This is a genomic window from Lapillicoccus sp. (assembly GCF_036559105.1).
Lineage (GTDB): Bacteria > Actinomycetota > Actinomycetes > Actinomycetales > Dermatophilaceae > Lapillicoccus.
Window position 1 is genome coordinate 1 of record NZ_DATBTV010000079.1, and the last position, 17,999, is coordinate 17,999.

Here is a 17,999-nt window from a genome sequence, read left to right on the forward strand (position 1 = left end):
GAGCAGTCGCTGCTCGCCGCGCGCGGACGCTCGGGGCGGCCCGTCGAGCACCTCCTCGCGTATGCGAACGACGACCTCGTCGGATACCTGCAGGTCGACGAGGGGGAGGAGACCCCGTCCGCCGAGCTGGTCGTGGCGCCCTCCCACCGTCGGCAGGGGGTCGGGTCGGAGCTGATCGGGCGGGTCCCGCGCGGGACCCGGATCTGGGCGCACGGTGACCTCGTGTCGGCGGACCGCTTCGCGGCGGCCCACGGGCTGGAGGTGGTCCGCGAGCTGTTCGTCCTGGGCCGCCGGTTCGACGAGGCCGGACCGGTCGACGAACCGGTCCTGCCTGACGGGCTCGTGGCGCGCCCGTTCCGGCCGGGACACGACGAGGCGGAGTGGCTCCGGGTCAACGCCGCGGCGTTCGCGCACCACGCCGAGCAGGGCCGGATGACCCGCGCCGACCTCGACGCTCGCATGACGGAGTCCTGGTTCGACCCCGAGGGGCTGATCCTCGTCGTGCCCGAGGACGACCCCGACACGGTGGCCGCCTCCCACTGGACGAAGATCCCGGTCGAGACCCCGGGTGGGACCCGAGGTCCCGACGCGCCACGGGGCGGCAGGACCGGGGAGGTCTACGTCGTCGCGGTCGACCCCGCATACCAGGGGGAGGGTCTGGGGCGGCCGGTGACCCTGCTGGGCCTGCAGCATCTGCGCCGGGCGGGCGTCGAGGACGTCATCCTCTACGTCGACGGCGACAACCCGGCGGCCCTGAAGGTCTACCGCGGACTGGGGTTCACGACGCGGTCGGTGGACCGCATGTTCGCCGCGCCCCCCAGCACGTTGACGCCGGTTCACCTCGAGGTGAAACGATGAGGTCATGAGCACAGAGCTGTCGGAGCGGGCGGCCGTCCTCCACGAGCGCGAGGCGTTCGACGACGGGGCGGACGGGAGCGCCCTCCGCTCGCTCGCGAGCACCATCACGACGTCCCGCGGGTACCGGCCGCGGGCGGCGAACGGCCGGTTCATCCGGCCGCCGGACGAGCTGCCGGCCGACCGGTTCCTCGAGCGAGAGATCTCCTGGCTGCAGCTCAACGAGCGCGTCCTCCAGCTGGCCATGGACGAGGACATCCCGCTGCTCGAGCGGGCCAAGTTCCTCGCGATCTTCAGCAGCAACCTCGACGAGTTCTTCATGATCCGCGTCGCGGGTCTCAAGCGCCGGATCGCGACCGGCATCGCGGTCCGGTCCGCCGCGGGGCTCGAACCGCGCGAGGTGCTGGAGAAGATCAGCGAGGTGGCGGGTCAGCTGCAGCGCATCCAGGCCGACCTGTTCCTCGGCGAGGTCCGGCCGGCGCTGGCTGAGCAGGGCATCACCATTGTCCGGTGGCCCGACCTCAGCGAGGAGGAGCGCGAGCCGCTGAACGAGCTGTTCACCGACCACATCTTCCCGGTGCTCACGCCACTGTCCGTCGACCCGGCGCACCCGTTCCCGTACATCTCCGGCCTGTCGTTGAACCTCGCGGTGACCCTGGTCAACCCGAAGACCGGCAACGAGCACTTCGCCCGGGTGAAGGTCCCGCCGTCGCTGCCGCGGCTCGTCCGGGTCGGCGGCGAGCACCACGAGGGCGCATACGCCGTGCGGTTCGCGCCGCTGGAGGACGTCATCGCCGCCAACCTCGACCAGCTGTTCACGGGGATGGAGGTGCACGAGCACACCACGTTCCGGGTCACCCGCAACGAGGACGTCGAGGTCGAGGAGGACGACGCGGAGAACCTCCTGACCGCCATGGAGAAGGAGCTCACACGCCGCCGGTTCGGGCCTCCGGTCCGCCTCGAGGTCGAGGAGGACATCGACGACCACGTGCTCGACCTGCTGTCGCGCGAGCTCCAGATCGGCCGTGAGGACATCTACCGGCTGCCCGGTCCGCTGGACCTGCGCTGCCTGTTCCTCGTGGGGGACCTCGAGCGCTCGGACCTGAAGTACGACCCGTTCGTCCCGCTCACCCAGCCGGACCTCTCCCCGACCGAGAGCAGCAAGCCGGGCGACATGTTCGCCGTCGTGCGGTCCAAGGACGTCCTGCTGCACCACCCCTACGACTCGTTCTCGACGTCGGTCCAGGCGTTCATCGAGCAGGCGGCCGTCGATCCCCGCGTCCTCGCAATCAAGCAGACCCTCTACCGCACGTCCGGCGACTCGCCCATCGTCGACGCCCTCATCGACGCGGCGGAGGCCGGCAAACAGGTCCTCGCCGTCGTCGAGATCAAGGCGCGGTTCGACGAGGTCAACAACATCAGCTGGGCCCGCAAGCTCGAGCAGGCGGGCGTCCACGTCGTCTACGGGATCGTCGGGCTGAAGACGCACGCCAAGCTGTGCCTGGTCGTCCGCCAGGAGGCCGAGGGCCTGGTGCGCTACTGCCACATCGGTACCGGCAACTACAACCCGAAGACCGCCCGGATCTACGAGGACCTCGGGGTCCTCACCTGTGACCCACAGGTCGGCGAAGACCTCACCCGCCTGTTCAACCAGCTGTCCGGGATCGCGCCCCGCAGCCGGTTCAAGCGGCTCCTCGTCGCTCCGCGGACGGTGCGCTCCGGCCTCCTGGAGCAGATCGAGGCCGAGGTGGAGCGGCACGAGCAGAGCGGCAACGGCCGGATCATCTTCAAGCTCAACTCGATCGTCGACGAACAGATCATCGACGCGCTCTACCGCGCTTCCCAGGCCGGGGTCCAGGTCGATGTCTGGGTCCGCGCCATCTGCGCGCTGCGACCGGGAGTCGAAGGGCTGAGCCACAACATCTCGGTCCGCTCGACGCTGGGACGGTTCCTCGAGCACTCCCGGGTGTTCTGGTTCGGGGGCGACGGCGAGCCGGTGGTGTTCCTCGGGAGCGCCGACATGATGCACCGCAACCTCGACCGCCGGGTCGAGGCGCTGCTGAGCGTCACCGAGCCGCAGCACGTCGCCGAGATCACCTCGCTGCTGGAGAAGGGGACCGCGGACTCGACCTCGCGCTGGGAGCTGGCCGAGGACGGCCGGTGGACCCGCCACCACCGCGACGCCGAGGGGGAGCCGCTCACCGACCTCCAGACCGCCATGATCGAGACTCACCTCAAGCGTCGCCGCAAGGCGCGGCGTCGGTAGGAACGACTCCGGCAGGTACGTGACCCGATGACGGCCACCCCCTCCCTCGTCGTCCCGGCCGCCGGGACGGTTCCCTGGCGACGGCGCCGCGGCCACCTCGAGGTGGCGATGGTGCACCGGCCGAAGTACGACGACTGGTCCTGGGCCAAGGGCAAGCTCGACCCGGGCGAGGAGTACCCGGTCGCCGCCACCCGTGAGACGGCCGAGGAGACCGGCCTCGACGTCCACCTCGGGATGCCTCTCCCGCCGGCCAGCTACACGGTGCTCGACCGGACCGGCGTCCCCGCGACCAAGCAGGTCCGCTACTGGGCCGCGGAGGTGGTCGGTGGCGAGGGCCGGCTCGTCAACGAGATCGACGAGGTGGCCTGGCTCGACGTCCTCACCGCCCACGACAAGCTCGACTACGCGCGCGACCGTGACCAGCTGCGCGCGGTCGTCCGGGCCGACGCCGCCGGTCGGCTCACGACCTGGCCGCTGGCGGTCGTCCGCCACGCCAAGGCGCGCCCGCGCGGCTCCTGGACGCGGCCGGACCCCGAACGGCCCCTCGACGACCGCGGTGAGGTCCAGGCCCAGTCGATCGTGCCGCTCCTGGCCGCGTACGGCGTGACGCGGCTGGTGTCGTCCAGCTCGCTGCGCTGCGCCGACACCCTCCGCCCGTACGCGGCCGCCGCCGGGCTCCCGCTGCGGCTCCGGGACGGCCTGTCCGAGGAGGGGTATGCGGCGGACCCCGACCGCAGCGCCCACCACCTGCGGCGGATGGTCGAGCGCGGTGCGCCTGCGGCGATGTGCAGCCACGGTCCGGTGCTGCCGAGCCTGCTCGAGCGGCTGCACGCGATGGTCGACCTCTCGGCCGACGACGGCCCGGACGCGGCGACCGCGCTGACCGAGGCCGGGGACGACGGGATGGCCAAGGGCGAGGTGCTGGTATGCCACCTCGTCGACATCGGGGATGCGGCCCGGATCATCGCCGTGGAGCGCTACCCCACCTGAGGGACTGTCGTCGATGGGGCGGACCGGTGGACCGGAAAGAGTCCGGTCTGCGCCCCGTTCGGGGCCGATGTCGGCGTTCGTTCCTGTCCAGTTGTCCGCCCCCGCCCCGTACCCGCCCGGACTCAAGCGTGCTCCGACTCCGGCCGGCCCCGACTTCTCAGACATGTCTGCCGTAGGTGTGCCGAAACAGCCAGGACGCCACCACTACTCAGACATGTCCGGGTTGTGGACTCCGCGGGCGCATACCGGTTCTTGGGGTGCCGTCCTACCGGGCGAAAACCGGGTGGCCCCAAGGCTTTGACCCGCGTTCACCCGGTGTTCACCCGCCGGGGGATTTACGTCACCCGCGCCACCTAGCGTCCGAGTCGGATGCGCCGGACGGGAAAGCCGGCCCATCGCCCCCAGACCGGAACCCCCCACAGACAAGGGAATCCCCCGTGCATCTCATGCGTACCAGCCGCGTCCTTACGGCCGGCGCCGTGGCCCTGGCCGGCGCCGTCGCCCTGTCGGCGTGCGGCAGCGACAACAACTCCGGCGCAGCCAGTGGCTCCGGCGGCGCCGCCGCGACCGGTGGCAGCTCTGCCGCCGCGGCCGACTGCTTCTCCGGCACCCTGAACGGCGAGGGCTCCACGGCCCAGAAGAACGCTATCGAGGCCGCTATCAAGGCGTACCAGACGGCCTGCAGCGACGCGACGATCAACTACAACGCGACCGGCTCCGGCGCCGGCATCAAGCAGTTCACCGGCAAGCAGGTCGACTTCGCCGGCTCCGACTCGGCGCTCAAGACCGACGAGGCCACCGCGGCCAAGACCGCCTGCGGCTCTGACGCCTGGAACCTGCCCATGGTCGCCGGCCCGATCGCCATCGCCTACAACGTCAAGGGCGTCAGCAACCTCGTCCTCAACGCCGACGTGGCCGCAAAGATCTTCAACGGCGTCGTCACCACCTGGAACGACCCGGCCATCACCGCCCTGAACTCCGGCGCCACCCTGCCGGCCTCGCCGATCAAGGTGTTCTTCCGCTCCGACGACTCCGGCACCACGGAGAACTTCACCAACTACCTCAAGGCCGCCGCGCCGACCGCCTGGACCGCCGCCCCCGGCAAGAAGTGGACCGGCAAGGGCGAGGGCAAGGAGAAGTCGGCCGGCGTCTCGAGCGCGGTCGCCTCGACCGACGGTGGCGTCACCTACACCGAGTGGTCCTACGCCACGCAGAACAAGCTGGCCATGGCCAAGATCGACACCGGCTCGGGTACGCCGGTCGAGCTGACCGGTGAGACCGCCGGCAAGATGGTCGCCGGCGCCAAGCAGGTCGGCACCGGGAACGACCTCTCGCTCAAGCTCGACTACGCGACCAAGGCCGCGGGCACCTACCCGATCGTCCTGGTCACCTACAACATCGTCTGCAGCAAGTATGCGGACCCGGCGAAGGGCAAGGCGGTCAAGGGCTTCCTCGGCAGCTTCGCCTCCGACGCCACCCAGTCCGGTCTCGAGGAACTGGGCTACGCGCCGCTGCCCAAGGAGGTCCAGACCAAGGTCGTGGCCGCCGTCGGCGCGGTCAGCTGACGGTCTGACCGACGAGGACCTCGACCCGTGTCGTCCATCACCGGTGCGTCCGTCGCCTCGCAGTTCCCGGGCGACGGGCCGTCGGGGCGCCCGAACCTCGACGGTGACAACGCCTCGACCGGGAGACTCGGTGACCGCCTGTTCGCCGGCGCCTCCCGCGGTGCGGGCCTGCTGGTCATCGCGCTCGTCACCATGATCGGCGTCTTCCTTCTCGCACAGGCGATCCCGGCGCTCCTGAAGGACCAGGCGAGCTTCCTCACCTCACGGGAGTGGGCGCCGGGCGGCGACACACCCCGGTTCGGCATCGTCGAGCTGCTCTGGACGACGGTGGCGTCGTCGGCCATCGCGATGGTCATCGCGGTGCCGTTCGGCGTCGCCGTCGCCCTGTTCATCACCCAGTACGCGCCGAGCTGGCTCAAGCGGCCGGCCGCCAGCCTGGTCGACCTGCTGGCCGCGGTGCCGTCCATCGTCTACGGACTCTGGGCGGCACTGACGTTCCGCAGCCTCATCTCGCCGGTCGAGGGCGGACTCCAGGACGCCCTGGGCTGGTTCCCGCTGTTCTCCCCCACCGGGATCAGCGGCGGCACCATCTTCTTCATCGGCATCGTCCTGTCGATCATGGTCCTGCCGATCGTCACCGCCCTGTCGCGGGAGGTCTTCGACCAGACGCCCCTCACCCACAAGGAGGGCGCCCTCGCGCTGGGCGCCACCCGGTGGGAGATGATCCGCACCGCGGTCCTGCCGTTCGGCCAGCCTGGAGTCATCTCGGCGTCCATGCTGGCCCTCGGCCGGGCGCTCGGCGAGACGATCGCCGTCACCTTCCTCGTCTCGAAGCTCGCCGACAACACGCCCTGGACGTTCTCGGTGTTCAACGGCGGCGAGACCTTCGCCTCGCGAATCGCCAACAACGCCGCCGAGTTCGACACCCCGGCCAAGACCGGCGCCTACATCGCCGCCGGCCTGGTCCTGTTCGTCCTGACCTTCGTCGTCAACGCGATCGCCCGGGTCGTCATCGAGCGGCGGAAGGCCTTCAGCGAATGACGACCCAGCCCGTGTCCGCCACCGAGTCGCCGGTGCACGACCGCGACGGCGGCGCCCCGGCGCTGCGCAAGTTCGAGGTCCGGACCGCACCGACCGCCGCCCTGCTGACCGACTCAGCGCCCCGGCCGTCGACCCCCCTCGACCTCGGTCACAAGTCCCGCGGCCGCGCCGTCAAGGACGTCATCGCCCGCATCGTCATGTGGGGGTCCTTCTTCCTGGCGATGGTGCCGCTGGTCTGGATCCTCTTCACCGTCATCAGCAAGGGCGTCAGCCTGCTGCTGCAGTCGTCCTGGTGGACCAACAGCCAGCGCAACATCAACTCCACCGACGTCGGCGGCGGCGCGATCCACGCGATCCAGGGCACGCTCCTCCAGGCCGGGGTCACCGCGTTCATCGCCGTCCCGATCGGCGTGCTCACGGCGATCTACCTCGTGGAGTACGGCCGCGGAGCCGTGGCCCGCGCGGTCTCGTTCATGGTCGACATCCTCACCGGCGTGCCCTCCATCGTCGCGGCGCTGTTCGTGTATGCGGTGTGGGTGACGACGTTCGGCTTCCAGCGGGTCGGCTTCGCGGTATGCCTCGCGCTCGTCCTGCTGATGCTGCCGGTCGTCGTCCGGTCCACCGAGGAGATGCTCAAGCTCGTCCCGAACGAGCTGCGCGAGGCCTCCTATGCCCTCGGTGTGCCGAAGTGGGTCACCATCGTGCGCATCGTCCTGCCGACCGCGTTCTCGGGCATCGTCACGGGAGTCCTGTTGGGGCTGGCCCGGATCATCGGCGAGACCGCACCGCTGCTCATCCTCGGGCCGTACACCAAGAGCATCGCGACGAACCTCTTCTCCGGCCCCATGCCTACCCTCCCCACGATGATCAACCAGGACCGGACCGAGCTCGGCATCGACGCCGCGGTCGAGCGGATGTGGGCCACCGCCCTCACGCTCATCCTCATCGTGCTGCTGCTCAACGTGATCGGCCGCCTGGTGGCGCGCCTCAGCACGGTCCGCAGCTGACCCGCATACCCACAGAACCCGGAAGAACCTCATGGCCAAGCGCATCGACGTCAAGGACCTCAACGTCTACTACGGCGACTTCAAGGCGGTCGAGGGCGTGTCCCTCACCATCGAGCCGCGGTCGGTGACCGCCTTCATCGGCCCGTCCGGCTGTGGCAAGTCCACGTTCCTGCGGACCCTGAACCGCATGCACGAAGTCGTCCCCGGCGGCCGGGTGGAGGGCCAGGTCATGCTCGACGACAAAGACCTGTATGCCTCGTCGGTCGACCCGGTGGCCGTTCGCCGGACCATCGGCATGGTCTTCCAGCGGCCGAACCCGTTCCCGACCATGTCGATCTACGACAACGTGGTGTCCGGACTCCGGCTCAGCGGCATGAAGGACAAGAAGGCCCTCGCCGAGGCCGCCGAGAAGTCGCTGGTCGGCGCCAACCTGTGGACCGAGGTCAAGGACCGGCTCAAGAAACCGGGCGCCGGCCTGTCCGGTGGCCAGCAGCAGCGGCTCTGCATCGCCCGCGCGATCGCCGTGAAGCCCCAGGTGCTCCTCATGGACGAGCCGTGCTCGGCGCTCGACCCGATCTCGACGCTCGCCATCGAGGACCTCGTCAGCGAGCTGAAGGCCGACTACACGATCGTCATCGTCACCCACAACATGCAGCAGGCGTCGCGAGTATCGGACCGGACCGCGTTCTTCAACCTCGCGGCCACCGGTAAGCCGGGGCGGCTCGTGGAGATCGACACGACGCAGAAGATCTTCAGCAACCCCAAGGAACAGGCCACCGAGGACTACATCAGCGGCCGGTTCGGCTGACCGCTCAGCCGAGGTAGAGGCCCAGCTCGACCGCGAGCCGCTCCCGCTCCGCGAGGCGCCGCTGGGCGCCCTTGGCGCTGGCGCTCGACAGCGCGGTGAGGATGTCGACGACCAGCCCGACGGCCGCTGGCGAGGCCGCCGGGGTCTCGGGGTGGAGCCGGTCGGACACGTCGGTCGCCGGGGGGCGCGCGGCGATGACGACCGCTTCGGCCGCATACGCCACGAGGGGCGCGGCGGTGCTGTCGGTGACGAGGACCAGCGACCCCCCGGCCTCCACGAACGGTGCGGCGACCTCGACGGTGTAGCGCCGGTAGGGCTGCAACGAGATCGCGATCAGCACGTCCGAGTCGTGCACGTCCGAGAGGATCTCCAGGGGTCGGACGATGGTCCCGTCGACGAGGGTGACCTTGGCCAGGGCGGCACTCAGCTTGGCGGCGAGCAGCGACGCATAGGTGAACGACGTGGCCGCCCCGAGCACGAACCGACGGCGCGCCGCCGTGATCCGCGCGGCCGCCGCTTCCAGGCTCGGGTCCTCGGCCGCCCAGGCGAGCGCAGCGGCGAACTCGTCGCGGTGGGCGTCGAGCAGCCGGGTCTTGAGCACCGTCGCGGACCGCGGCCGGCTGGTCGCCACGTCGCTCATGCCGCCCTCGCCGCGTCTACGGTCAGTGCGACGTCGCCCGCCTGGACGGTTAACGTCGCAGCCACGCCGAGGGGCACGCTCTGCGACCCGGGTCCGTGGCCGAATCCGAGCTCCCACGCGACCGGGACGCCCAACGGGGCGAGCAGCTCTGTGCACAGGTCGCGGACCTCCTCCAGCGGACCGCACTCCACCCAGCTCCCGAGCGCGACGCCGGTCACCCCGTCGAACCAGCCGGACCGCAGCAACGACATGAGGTAGCCGTCGATCCGATAAGTCCCCTCGGTGATGTCCTCGAGCAGGACGATCGCCCCGGTGTTGTCGACGACGCGGCCACGCGCCCCGATGGTCATCGCCAGCAGCGACAGGTTCCCGCCGACGAGGGTGCCGTGAGCGGTGCCGGTCACCAGCGGCTCCGCGCCCTCACGAGCGATGCGGCGACCCGCCGCCGGCTCGAACACCGCGCTCCGCAACGACTCGACGGCCACCTCGTCGTCCAGTAGCGACCCGGTGCCGATCATCGGGGTGAACCACGTGGGCGTCCCGAGCCGCTCGCGCAGCCACTCGTGCAGAGCGGTGACGTCGGAGCTGCCGAAGAGCGGGGTGGGTCCGGCGGCTCGCATCCGGTCCTCGTCGAGCAGGTCGAGGACGCGGATCGTGCCGTAGCCGCCGCGCAGGCAGAAGATCCCGGCGATGTCGGGGTCGCACCATGCCTCGACGAGGTCCTGCGCGCGGACGAGGTCGGCCCCGGAGAGGTACGCCGCCCGGGGGTGCAGCGCCGTCGCCGACGGGTAGCCCACCGGGTCGAGCCCCCACCCCGTCAGGAGCTCCCGCGCCCGTTCCTGCTGGTCGACGGCGGTCGGCCCGGCCGGGGCGACGAGCGCGACCCGGTCCCCCGGGTGCAGGGGCCCGAGTGCGGCCGGGTTCACCGCTGGGCCAGCCGCGAGGGGACGACGGACAGCAGAGTCTTGGTGTAGTCGTCCTGGGGGTCGAGGAGGACCTGCTCGACGGTGCCGTCCTCGACGATCCGGCCGTGGTGCATCACCATGACGCGGTCGGCGATGTTCCAGGCGAGGCCGAGGTCGTGCGTGATGACGAGGGCGCCCAGCCCGAGGTCGCGCTTGAGACGGAGCAGCAGCGCGAGGATCTCGCCGCGGACCGAGGCGTCCAGGCTGGCGACCGGCTCGTCGGCGACGAGGTAGCTCGGTTCGAGGGCCAGCGCACCGGCGATCACCACGCGCTGTCGCTGCCCACCGGACAGCTCCTGCGGGATGACGCCGAAGTACGCCTCCGGCGGGGTGAGCTCGGCCTGGCTCATCGCCGTCGCGACCCGCTCCCGCTCGTCGCCGGGGAGCCGGTGGATCCGGATGCCCTCGGCGACGGCCTCGTAGACGGTGTGCTTGGGGTTGAGCGAGGCAGTGGGGTCCTGGAGGACGAACTGGACCTGCCGTCGGTAGGCCTTGAGACCGGCACGGTCCCGCGGTAGCTCGGCACCCGCATACCGGATCGACCCCGAGGTCGGCGGATGCAGACCGAGGATGGTCCGGGCGAGTGTCGTCTTGCCCGACCCGGACTGGCCGACGAGGGCCGCGACCTCGCCCGCGGCGCAGGCCATCGTCACGTGGTCGACCGCGCGGATCTGCTGGCCGCGGGCGACGAAGTCGACGACGAGGTCGTCCACGGCGAGCAGGGGCGACGCCGTCTTCTCGGTACGCGGGGGCTCGACCCGGTCGGCCACCTCGGTGCGGTCCGCCCGGCCGACGCGACGCCGCGAGGCCGGGTCGCCGATCTCCGGGAACGCCGCTGCCAGCTCCCGGGTGTGGGCGTGCTGCGGGTTCACCATCACCTCGTGCGCTGGACCCTCCTCGACGATGCGCCCCTGCTGCATGACGACGATCCGGTCGCACACCGCGGCGAGGACGGACAGGTCGTGGCTGATCATCACCAGGGTCAGGCCCCGGTCGCGGACCAGTGCCGTGAGCACGTCGAGGACCTGGGCCTGCACGACGACGTCCAGGGCCGTCGTGGGCTCGTCGGCGATGATGACGTCCGGGTCGCAGGCGAGCGCCATGGCGATCATGACCCGCTGCTTCTGGCCGCCGGACAGCTCGTGCGGGTAGGCCCTCGACTTCTGGGCCGGGAGGTCGACCATCTCCAGCAGCGCGCGGACCCGGGCGGCCCGCGCCGTCGCGGAGGCGGTGGCCGACGTGCCGTGCAGCTCCAGGGCCTCGGCGATCTGCCAGCCCACGGTGCGCACCGGGTTCAGCGAGCTCATCGCCCCCTGGAACACGATCGCGCCCTGGGTCCACCGCACCGCGCGCAGCCGACCCCAGCGCATCGCCGTGAGATCCTCGCCGCCCAGCTCGACGGTCCCGGTCAGGGTCGCGTTGTGCGGCAGCAGCCGTAGGGCCGACATGGCCAGGGTGGACTTCCCGCAGCCCGACTCCCCGGCGATGCCGACCGTTCCCCCGGGCTCGACGGCGAGGTCGACGCCGTCGACGGCGACCACCTCGGTGTCGTCGCCGCGGCTGGTCGTGTAGGTGATCCGGACGTCCCGCCAGGCCAGCGCGGCTCCGGTGGGCGACTCGGTATGCGAGGTCATCAGCGCCGCCGAAGCGTCGGGTTGAGCACCGACTCCAGGGCGCGGCCGACCAGGGTGAAGCAGAGGACGACGACGACGATGGCCAGGCCGGGCGGCAGGACGTACCACCAGTAGCCGGCGGTGGCGGCTCCGGTGTCCAGCGCCGTCTTGAGCATCGACCCCCAGGAGATCTGGGTCGGGTCGCCGAGCCCGAGAAACGACAGCGTCGACTCGGCGATGACCGCCGAACCCACGGTGAGCGTGGTGTTGGCCAGGACCAGCGGTAGTACTGCCGGCAGGACGTGCCGCCCGAGGAGGTGACGGTCGCCGGCGCCGAGGGCCCTGGCGCGCTCGATGTACGGGCGGGACTCGATGGTGAGGGTCTGCGCACGGACGACGCGGGCGGTGCCCGCCCAGCTGGTCACGCCGATCGCGATGATGATCGTCCAGACGCCCCGGCTGAGGACCGACGACAGCACGATCGCGAGGACGAGGCCGGGGATGACGAGGAAGAAGTCGATCACCCGCATGATCACGGCGCGGGAGGTGCCGGTGAAGTGCCCGGCCGCCATGCCCGTCGTGGTGCCGATCACCATCGAGACCGCTGTCGCGGCGAACCCGACCAGCAACGAGACGCGGGCGCCCCAGATCAGCATCCCCAGCACGCTGCGGCCCTGTGGATCGGTACCCAGCGGGTAGCCGGGCATCGGCGGGTGGTTGGTCGGCGCGGTGATCTGGGTGACGTCGAGGGACTCCGCCGGAACAAGCACCGGCGCGAGGATCGCAATCACGATGATGACGGCGAGGAGGACGAGGCCCACCACTCCGGACCTGGTGCGCACGAACTCCTGCCAGACGTGCAGCGCGGCAGCCCGACGCCGCGCCGCGACGGCCTGACGTCCCGAGGTGGGTCGCGCGTCGACGCTCATGTCATGCCGCCTTCAGCCGGGGGTCGAGCACGCGGTACAGCAGGTCCGCGACGAAGTTCATGAGGATGACGATCGTCGAGAACACGACGAAGGTGCCCTGGAGCAGCGGCAGGTCCGGGGCGCTCAGGGCGGTGAAGGTGAGGAAGCCCAGGCCGGGCCAGGAGAACACCGTCTCCACCGTGACCGCACCGCCGATCAGGCCGCCGACGTGGAGGAAGATCAGCGTCACGGTCGGCAGCAGGGCATTGGGCACCGCGTGCCGCGCGCGCACCTTGTCCTCGGGCAGGCCCTTGGCGCGGGCCGTCGTGAGGTAGTCGGCCGACATCTCCTCGAGCACCGACGCTCGCATCACCATGAGGTACTGCGCGTAGACGACCGCGACCATCGTCACCACCGGCAGCGTGAGGTGGTGCAGCACGTCGAGGACGTAGGCGAACCCGGTCTCGTCGCTACCCGCCGTCGTCATCCCGCCGGCCGGGAACAGGTGCAGCATGCCGGCGAAGACGAGGAGCAGGATCAGCCCGAGCCAGAACGTGGGCACCGACCAGAAGGTCAGCGCCGTCCCGGTCTGCAGCTTGTCGAACCAGCTGCCGCGGCGCCAAGCCGCCAGCTGCCCGAGCCACAGGCCCAGGGTGATCGAGATCAGCGCGGCGGTCCCGGTCAGCAGCAAGGTCGGCCCGATCTTCTCGGCGATCAGCGAGGAGACCGACTGGTTGTAGACGAAGGAGGTCCCGAGGTTGCCGGTGAGCAGGTCGCCGACGTAGCGGAAGAACTGCGCGATCAGCGACTGGTCCAGCCCGAACTCGTGTCGCAGCCGCTCGACCTCCGCCGCGCTGACCTGGCGGCCCCGGGTGAGGTTGATGGCCGGGTCCGACCCGGGGAGGATCCGGAACGAGAAGAACCCGAGCACGACGACCATGGCCAGGCTGATCAGGGCGCCACCGGCCTTGACCGCGAGGTAGCGCGGGAGGGTCGAGCCGCGGGGCCCGGACTCGTCGGGTCCCGCGGCGTCCGGTGAGGTCGACGCTACGTCGACCCCGGCCTCGTCGCGGGCGAGCGCATCGCTCCCGGGCGCGATGCTCATCGCCACGCCTTCGGCTGCCGGCTCACTCGCGGTCAGCCGCGGTCGCGCGGCGACGCATGCTCAGCAGGACGATGGCCCCGATCACCACGATGACCGCGACGATGCCCAGCCCGATCACCCATCCCGGCATCCCGCTGCTCGCCGTGGTACCAGCCGCCGCCGCGGTGTCAGCGGACACCGGCGTGGCGCCGTAGAGGCCCCAGTAGCCGTTCTGGCCCATGACGACTCCGGTGTTCTCCGGTTGCTTGACGAAGCCGGTGAACTTGTCGCTGCGCCACGCCTCCAGCGTGTCGGCGTACCAGACCACGCTGTTGATGGCGGCCTTGTCGATCATCGTGAAGGCCTGCTTGACGAGGTCCGCCCGCTTGGCGGCGTCGAGCTCGGTGTGCTGGGCCTTGTAGAGGGCGTCGAACGCCGGGTCGCACCAGTTGTTCTCGCTCGTCGCGCCCGAGCCGTCGGCGTTGGGTCGCGAGCTGCACTGGTTGATCGACAGCTGGAAGTCCGGGTCGGGCCCGATGCCCCAGCCGGTGAAGTACAGGTCGTACTTGCCCAGCGTCGAGTCGTCGTTGACCTGGTTCGGCGTCACCATGCTGACCGTCAGCGGGATGCCGATCTGACCCATCCAGCCCTTGACGAACTCGGCCATCTGCGCGTGCGTCGGGTCGGAGTTGCGGCCCATCAGCCGCAGGGTCAACGGCTTGCCAGACTTGTCGGTCCGGTTCCCGTCGGCGCCCTTGGCGTAGCCGGCCTGGTCGAGCAGCTGGTTCGCCCCGGCGATGTCGAAGGTCGGCGCGGTGTAGCCGGGGGCATACCCGGTGTAGCTGGGGTAGACGCCCGGCATCTCGGTGAGGCCCGGTTTGCCCAGGCCCTGGAGGACGCGGGTCAGCAGGGTCTGCTTGTCGACGGCCTTGACGATCGCCTGGCGGAGCACCGGGTCCTGGAGCGCAGCGTTGCCGTCGCCGAGCGGCTTGCCCTGCGCGTCGATCGCACCGGGGTTGATGGCCAGGGCGGTGTAGCGGCGCCCGGCGCCCTGGTTGGTCGTGATGCCCGACTGGTCCTTGAGGGACGTGAACTGGGCGGGGGTGAGGCTCCCGACGATGTCGACCTCGCCGTTCTTCAGCGCCTGGACCGCCGCGTCGGTGTTCTTGTAGTACGCGTAGGTCAGGCCGGAGACCTTGGCCGGGCCGCGCCAGAAGTTCGGGTTCGCGACGAGCTGGACGCTGACGCCCTTCTGGTACGACTTGATGGTGAACGGGCCGGACCCGACGGTGTCGGTGTCGTTGGCGTACTTCGACGGGTCGGCCTCCTTCTCCCAGACGTGCTTGGGGACGATCGGCAGCTCGAACCCCGGGTTGGACGCCTGCGGCGCGGTCAGCGTCAGCTCGAGGGTCGACGGATCCTTGGCCGCGACGCTCTGGACGTTCTCGACGAGCCCGCCGTTGGCCTTCTGGAGCGCCGGGTTGGTCTTGACCGCGTTGAAGGTCCAGGCCACGTCGTCGGCGGTGAGCGGCTGGCTGTCCGACCACTTCATGCCGTCGCGGATGTGGTAGGTCCAGGTCTTGCCGTCGGTGGAGGTCTCCCACTTGTCCGACAGCCCCGGCACCGGCTCGTTGTTGACGCCGTACTGGACGAGGTTCTCGTACTGGAACCGCAGGATCCCGGTGCTGCTGGCCAGGATCGCCAGGAACGGGTTGAAGGTGTCGATGTCGGTCGCGATGGCGACCTTGACGGCCGGCGCCGCATCGGCGGCGTGCGCCGGGAGCGTGGTGCCGGCCACCGCGGGAGCGGCCAGCGCGACCGCGGCCACCGCGAAGGCGGCGGCGCGGCGCAGCAGGGGTCGGCCTGACGGCGTGTGGTGGTTTGTCATCCTGGTTGACGCCTCTCTCGCCCCGACGGCGTGCCGGATACGTAACTCAAAGGGGTGGTTACTAACTACTGTGTTCGGCGCATGTTCCGGTAACAATTGACACGACCTTGGCACAGGACCGCTCAGATGGGAAGAGATGACCGCCGACCACAGGACGAGCACCACCGAGGAACCAGGTGCGGACGGAGGATCCGGAACGTATGCGGAGGTCGTCGACCTGCTGTCGAGGCTGATCCGGTTCGACACGACGAACTGGGGTCGCGGCACCAGCGCCGGTGAGCGCGAGGCGGCCACCTGGGTCGCCGCCCGTCTCGAGTCGGTCGGCTGGGCACCGCGGCTGCTGGCCCGCGACGACGCCCCGGACCGCGCGAACGTCGTGCTCCGCGTTCCGGGTATGCGTCGTGAGCTGCCGGCCCTGCTCGTGCACGCCCACCTCGACGTGGTGCCGGCCGAGGCCGACGACTGGAGCGTCGACCCGTTCGGCGGGCTGGTGAGCGACGGCTACGTCTGGGGGCGCGGCGCCGTCGACATGAAGGACATGTGCGCGATGACCCTCGCCACCCTGCTGCGCTGGGGGCGCGAAGGCGTCCGGCCGCAGCGCGACGTCGTCGTGGCGTTCGTCGCCGACGAGGAGGACCAGGGCGCCTACGGAGCGCGGTGGCTGGCCGAGGCCCACCCCGAGCTGTTCGACGGGGTCGAGGCGGCGATCGGCGAGAGCGGCGGCATGTTCCGCCGCCTCTCGCGTGGCGACCTGGACGTGCGCTGCTACCCGATCGCTGCGGCCGAGCGGGGGTCGCTGCACGTGCGGCTGACCGCGAGCGGGGTGGCCGGGCACGCGTCCCGGCCTGGCCCGGCCACCGCCGTGAGCCGGCTGGTCGATGCGCTGCACCGGCTGGCCCACCATCCCTGGCCGATCCACCTCTCGCCCGCGGTGCGCGCGCAGCTCCAGGGGACGGCCGACGCGCTGGAGGTGTCCGTCGACCTCGACACCGCTGCGGGTGTGCAGGCCTGCCTCGACGAGCTCGGCCCGATGGCCGACGTCGCTCGGTTCACGGTCCGGGCGCAGACGACACCGACCATGTTGAGCGCCGGCTACAAGGTCAACGTGCTCCCGGGGACGGCCACCGCCGAGGTCGACGTCCGCTGCCCGCCGGGGTATGCCGACCAGCTCGAGGCGACGCTGCCGGAGCTCATCGGCGACGAGGTCGAGTGGGAGTACACGGCGCACTCACTGCCGGTGTCGGCTCCGGTGGACGGCCCGTGGTTCGCGGCCATGCGTGATGCCGTCTGCGCCGCCGACCCTGGTGCGGTCGTCTTCCCCTACTGCATGGGTGGCGGCACCGACGCCAAGGCCTTCGCGCCGCTGGGGATCGCCGGCTACGGGTTCGCGCCCCTCGGCGAGGACCCCGACGGTCGCGTCGCGGAGGGGGTGCACGGCGTCGACGAGCGGGTCCCGGTGGCGTCGTTGCTCTGGGGTCTGCGGGTCCTGGACGACTTCCTGACGCGGGCGTGAGCGGCTCGGCGTCGGGGCTCAGCGTCGGGGGTCAGCCGCCGACGTAGCCGCGGATCGCCCGGCCGACCTCGCGCATACCGGCGAGGACGGCGTCCCGTTGGTCGTCGTCGGGACTCCAGTTCGCGAGGGCGGCGTAAGCCACGGTGGCTCGGGGTCCTTCGACGACGCCGACGTCGGCCCGGGCCGTGCTGATGGTCCCGGTCTTGTTGACCAGCCGAAGGCCGCGGTCGGGTTCGGCGTGCGCGAGCGGGTCGAGGCCGAACGCCGACGCCACCATCGACAGGTCGGTGTTGACGGCCAGCCAGCGCAGCACCATGGCGGACACCTCGCGGTCGACGACCTCGCCGCCGTGGAGGCGGCCCATGAGGTCGGACAGGTCGGCGGCCGTCCCGACCGACAGCGTGGGCGCGTGTGACGGACCACGTTGGTCACGAACCCGGTCGAGCAGCCCCGAGTCGGTGTAGCCGAGCGCAGCGGTCCGGGCGGACACGGCCGGCAGCCCCACGACACGGACCAGGACATTGGTGGCGAGGTTGTCGCTCACCGCCCCGACGAGGAGGCAGAGGTCGCGGACCGAGAGCTCACGCTGGTCCAGGAGGTACCAGAGGCCTGAGTCCTCGACGCGCTCGTCGGCCTGCCACCGAACGCGCTCGGCCAGGTCGAGCTCACCGGCGGTGGCCTGACGGGCCGCCTCGACGAGGAGGAACAGCTTGCCGACGCTGGCGGTCCGGAGCACCCGGCCCTCGTCCAGCGAGGCAAGGGTCGAGCCGTCGGCCAGGTCGACGACCCGAACCGACCAGTCGGCGGGCGTGAGGTCGGGCAGTCGCACCGGCCCAGGTTGCCAGACCACTCGACA

Annotated in this window: 15 protein-coding genes; 8 read left to right on the forward strand and 7 right to left on the reverse strand. The window is 70.9% G+C overall.

All coding sequences use genetic code 11. The annotated features are described in order from the left end of the window. From mshD to pstB, 7 genes are all read left to right on the forward strand, one after another. Positions 1-858, forward strand: an 858-nt coding sequence (gene mshD, locus VIG79_RS10245; RefSeq protein WP_331885215.1) for a mycothiol synthase, incomplete at its 5' end; no start/stop codon positions are given. Between the two features lie 4 nt (positions 859-862). After that, positions 863-3,121 (forward strand): RNA degradosome polyphosphate kinase, encoded by a 2,259-nt coding sequence (locus VIG79_RS10250; protein WP_331885217.1) that lies wholly within the window; start codon positions 863-865, stop codon positions 3,119-3,121. Positions 3,122-3,148: 27 nt separating this feature from the next. After that, complete coding sequence (locus VIG79_RS10255) at positions 3,149-4,111, forward strand: NUDIX hydrolase (RefSeq protein ID WP_331885219.1); 963 nt, start codon at positions 3,149-3,151, stop codon at positions 4,109-4,111. Positions 4,112-4,557: 446 nt separating this feature from the next. Continuing rightward, on the forward strand, positions 4,558-5,676 hold the full coding sequence (gene pstS, locus VIG79_RS10260) for a phosphate ABC transporter substrate-binding protein PstS (RefSeq protein ID WP_331885221.1): 1,119 nt from the start codon (positions 4,558-4,560) through the stop codon (positions 5,674-5,676). Positions 5,677-5,703: 27 nt separating this feature from the next. Beyond that, positions 5,704-6,717: a phosphate ABC transporter permease subunit PstC gene (pstC, locus tag VIG79_RS10265; protein ID WP_331885223.1), complete on the forward strand. Its 1,014-nt coding sequence runs from the start codon at positions 5,704-5,706 to the stop codon at positions 6,715-6,717. Then, complete coding sequence (gene pstA / locus VIG79_RS10270) at positions 6,714-7,724, forward strand: phosphate ABC transporter permease PstA (RefSeq protein ID WP_331885225.1); 1,011 nt, start codon at positions 6,714-6,716, stop codon at positions 7,722-7,724. Before pstC ends, pstA begins: the two co-directional genes overlap by 4 nt. A 31-nt stretch (positions 7,725-7,755) precedes the next feature. Next, entirely contained in the window at positions 7,756-8,532 is a 777-nt protein-coding gene (pstB, locus tag VIG79_RS10275; protein ID WP_331885227.1) for a phosphate ABC transporter ATP-binding protein PstB, read from the forward strand. Positions 8,533-8,536: 4 nt separating this feature from the next. Here pstB and VIG79_RS10280 read toward each other — a convergent pair whose 3' ends face one another. Genes VIG79_RS10280 through VIG79_RS10305 form a run of 6 tightly spaced genes read right to left on the reverse strand, consistent with a single transcriptional unit; the run spans position 8,537 to position 15,630 of the window. Continuing rightward, positions 8,537-9,172 carry an SIS domain-containing protein gene (locus tag VIG79_RS10280; RefSeq protein ID WP_331885229.1) on the reverse strand — a complete coding sequence of 212 codons (636 nt, stop codon included), beginning with the start codon at positions 9,170-9,172 and terminating at the stop codon, positions 8,537-8,539. Next, positions 9,169-10,098 (reverse strand): LD-carboxypeptidase, encoded by a 930-nt coding sequence (locus tag VIG79_RS10285; protein WP_331885231.1) that lies wholly within the window; start codon positions 10,096-10,098, stop codon positions 9,169-9,171. The genes VIG79_RS10280 and VIG79_RS10285 overlap by 4 nt, the downstream gene beginning before the upstream one ends. Beyond that, positions 10,095-11,771 carry an ABC transporter ATP-binding protein gene (locus VIG79_RS10290; RefSeq protein WP_331885233.1) on the reverse strand — a complete coding sequence of 559 codons (1,677 nt, stop codon included), beginning with the start codon at positions 11,769-11,771 and terminating at the stop codon, positions 10,095-10,097. The genes VIG79_RS10285 and VIG79_RS10290 overlap by 4 nt, the downstream gene beginning before the upstream one ends. Beyond that, the gene (locus VIG79_RS10295; RefSeq protein ID WP_331885235.1) at positions 11,771-12,679 is read right to left on the reverse strand and encodes an ABC transporter permease; all 909 of its coding nucleotides are present in this window, start codon (positions 12,677-12,679) and stop codon (positions 11,771-11,773) included. Before VIG79_RS10295 ends, VIG79_RS10290 begins: the two co-directional genes overlap by 1 nt. Position 12,680: 1 nt before the next feature. Further along, positions 12,681-13,763 (reverse strand): ABC transporter permease, encoded by a 1,083-nt coding sequence (locus VIG79_RS10300; protein ID WP_331885237.1) that lies wholly within the window; start codon positions 13,761-13,763, stop codon positions 12,681-12,683. A 22-nt stretch (positions 13,764-13,785) separates the two neighbouring features. Further along, positions 13,786-15,630, reverse strand: a complete 1,845-nt coding sequence (locus tag VIG79_RS10305) for an ABC transporter substrate-binding protein (RefSeq protein ID WP_331885239.1) — start codon at positions 15,628-15,630, stop codon at positions 13,786-13,788. A 136-nt stretch (positions 15,631-15,766) separates the two neighbouring features. Here VIG79_RS10305 and VIG79_RS10310 point away from each other — a divergent pair, with 136 nt between their 5' ends. Further along, positions 15,767-17,143: a M20/M25/M40 family metallo-hydrolase gene (locus tag VIG79_RS10310; RefSeq protein ID WP_331885241.1), complete on the forward strand. Its 1,377-nt coding sequence runs from the start codon at positions 15,767-15,769 to the stop codon at positions 17,141-17,143. Between the two features lie 31 nt (positions 17,144-17,174). On the opposite strand, the gene VIG79_RS10315 is transcribed toward VIG79_RS10310, so the two are convergent. Continuing rightward, a partial coding sequence (locus tag VIG79_RS10315) for a serine hydrolase (protein ID WP_331885243.1) occupies positions 17,175-17,999 on the reverse strand: 825 nt, incomplete at its 5' end.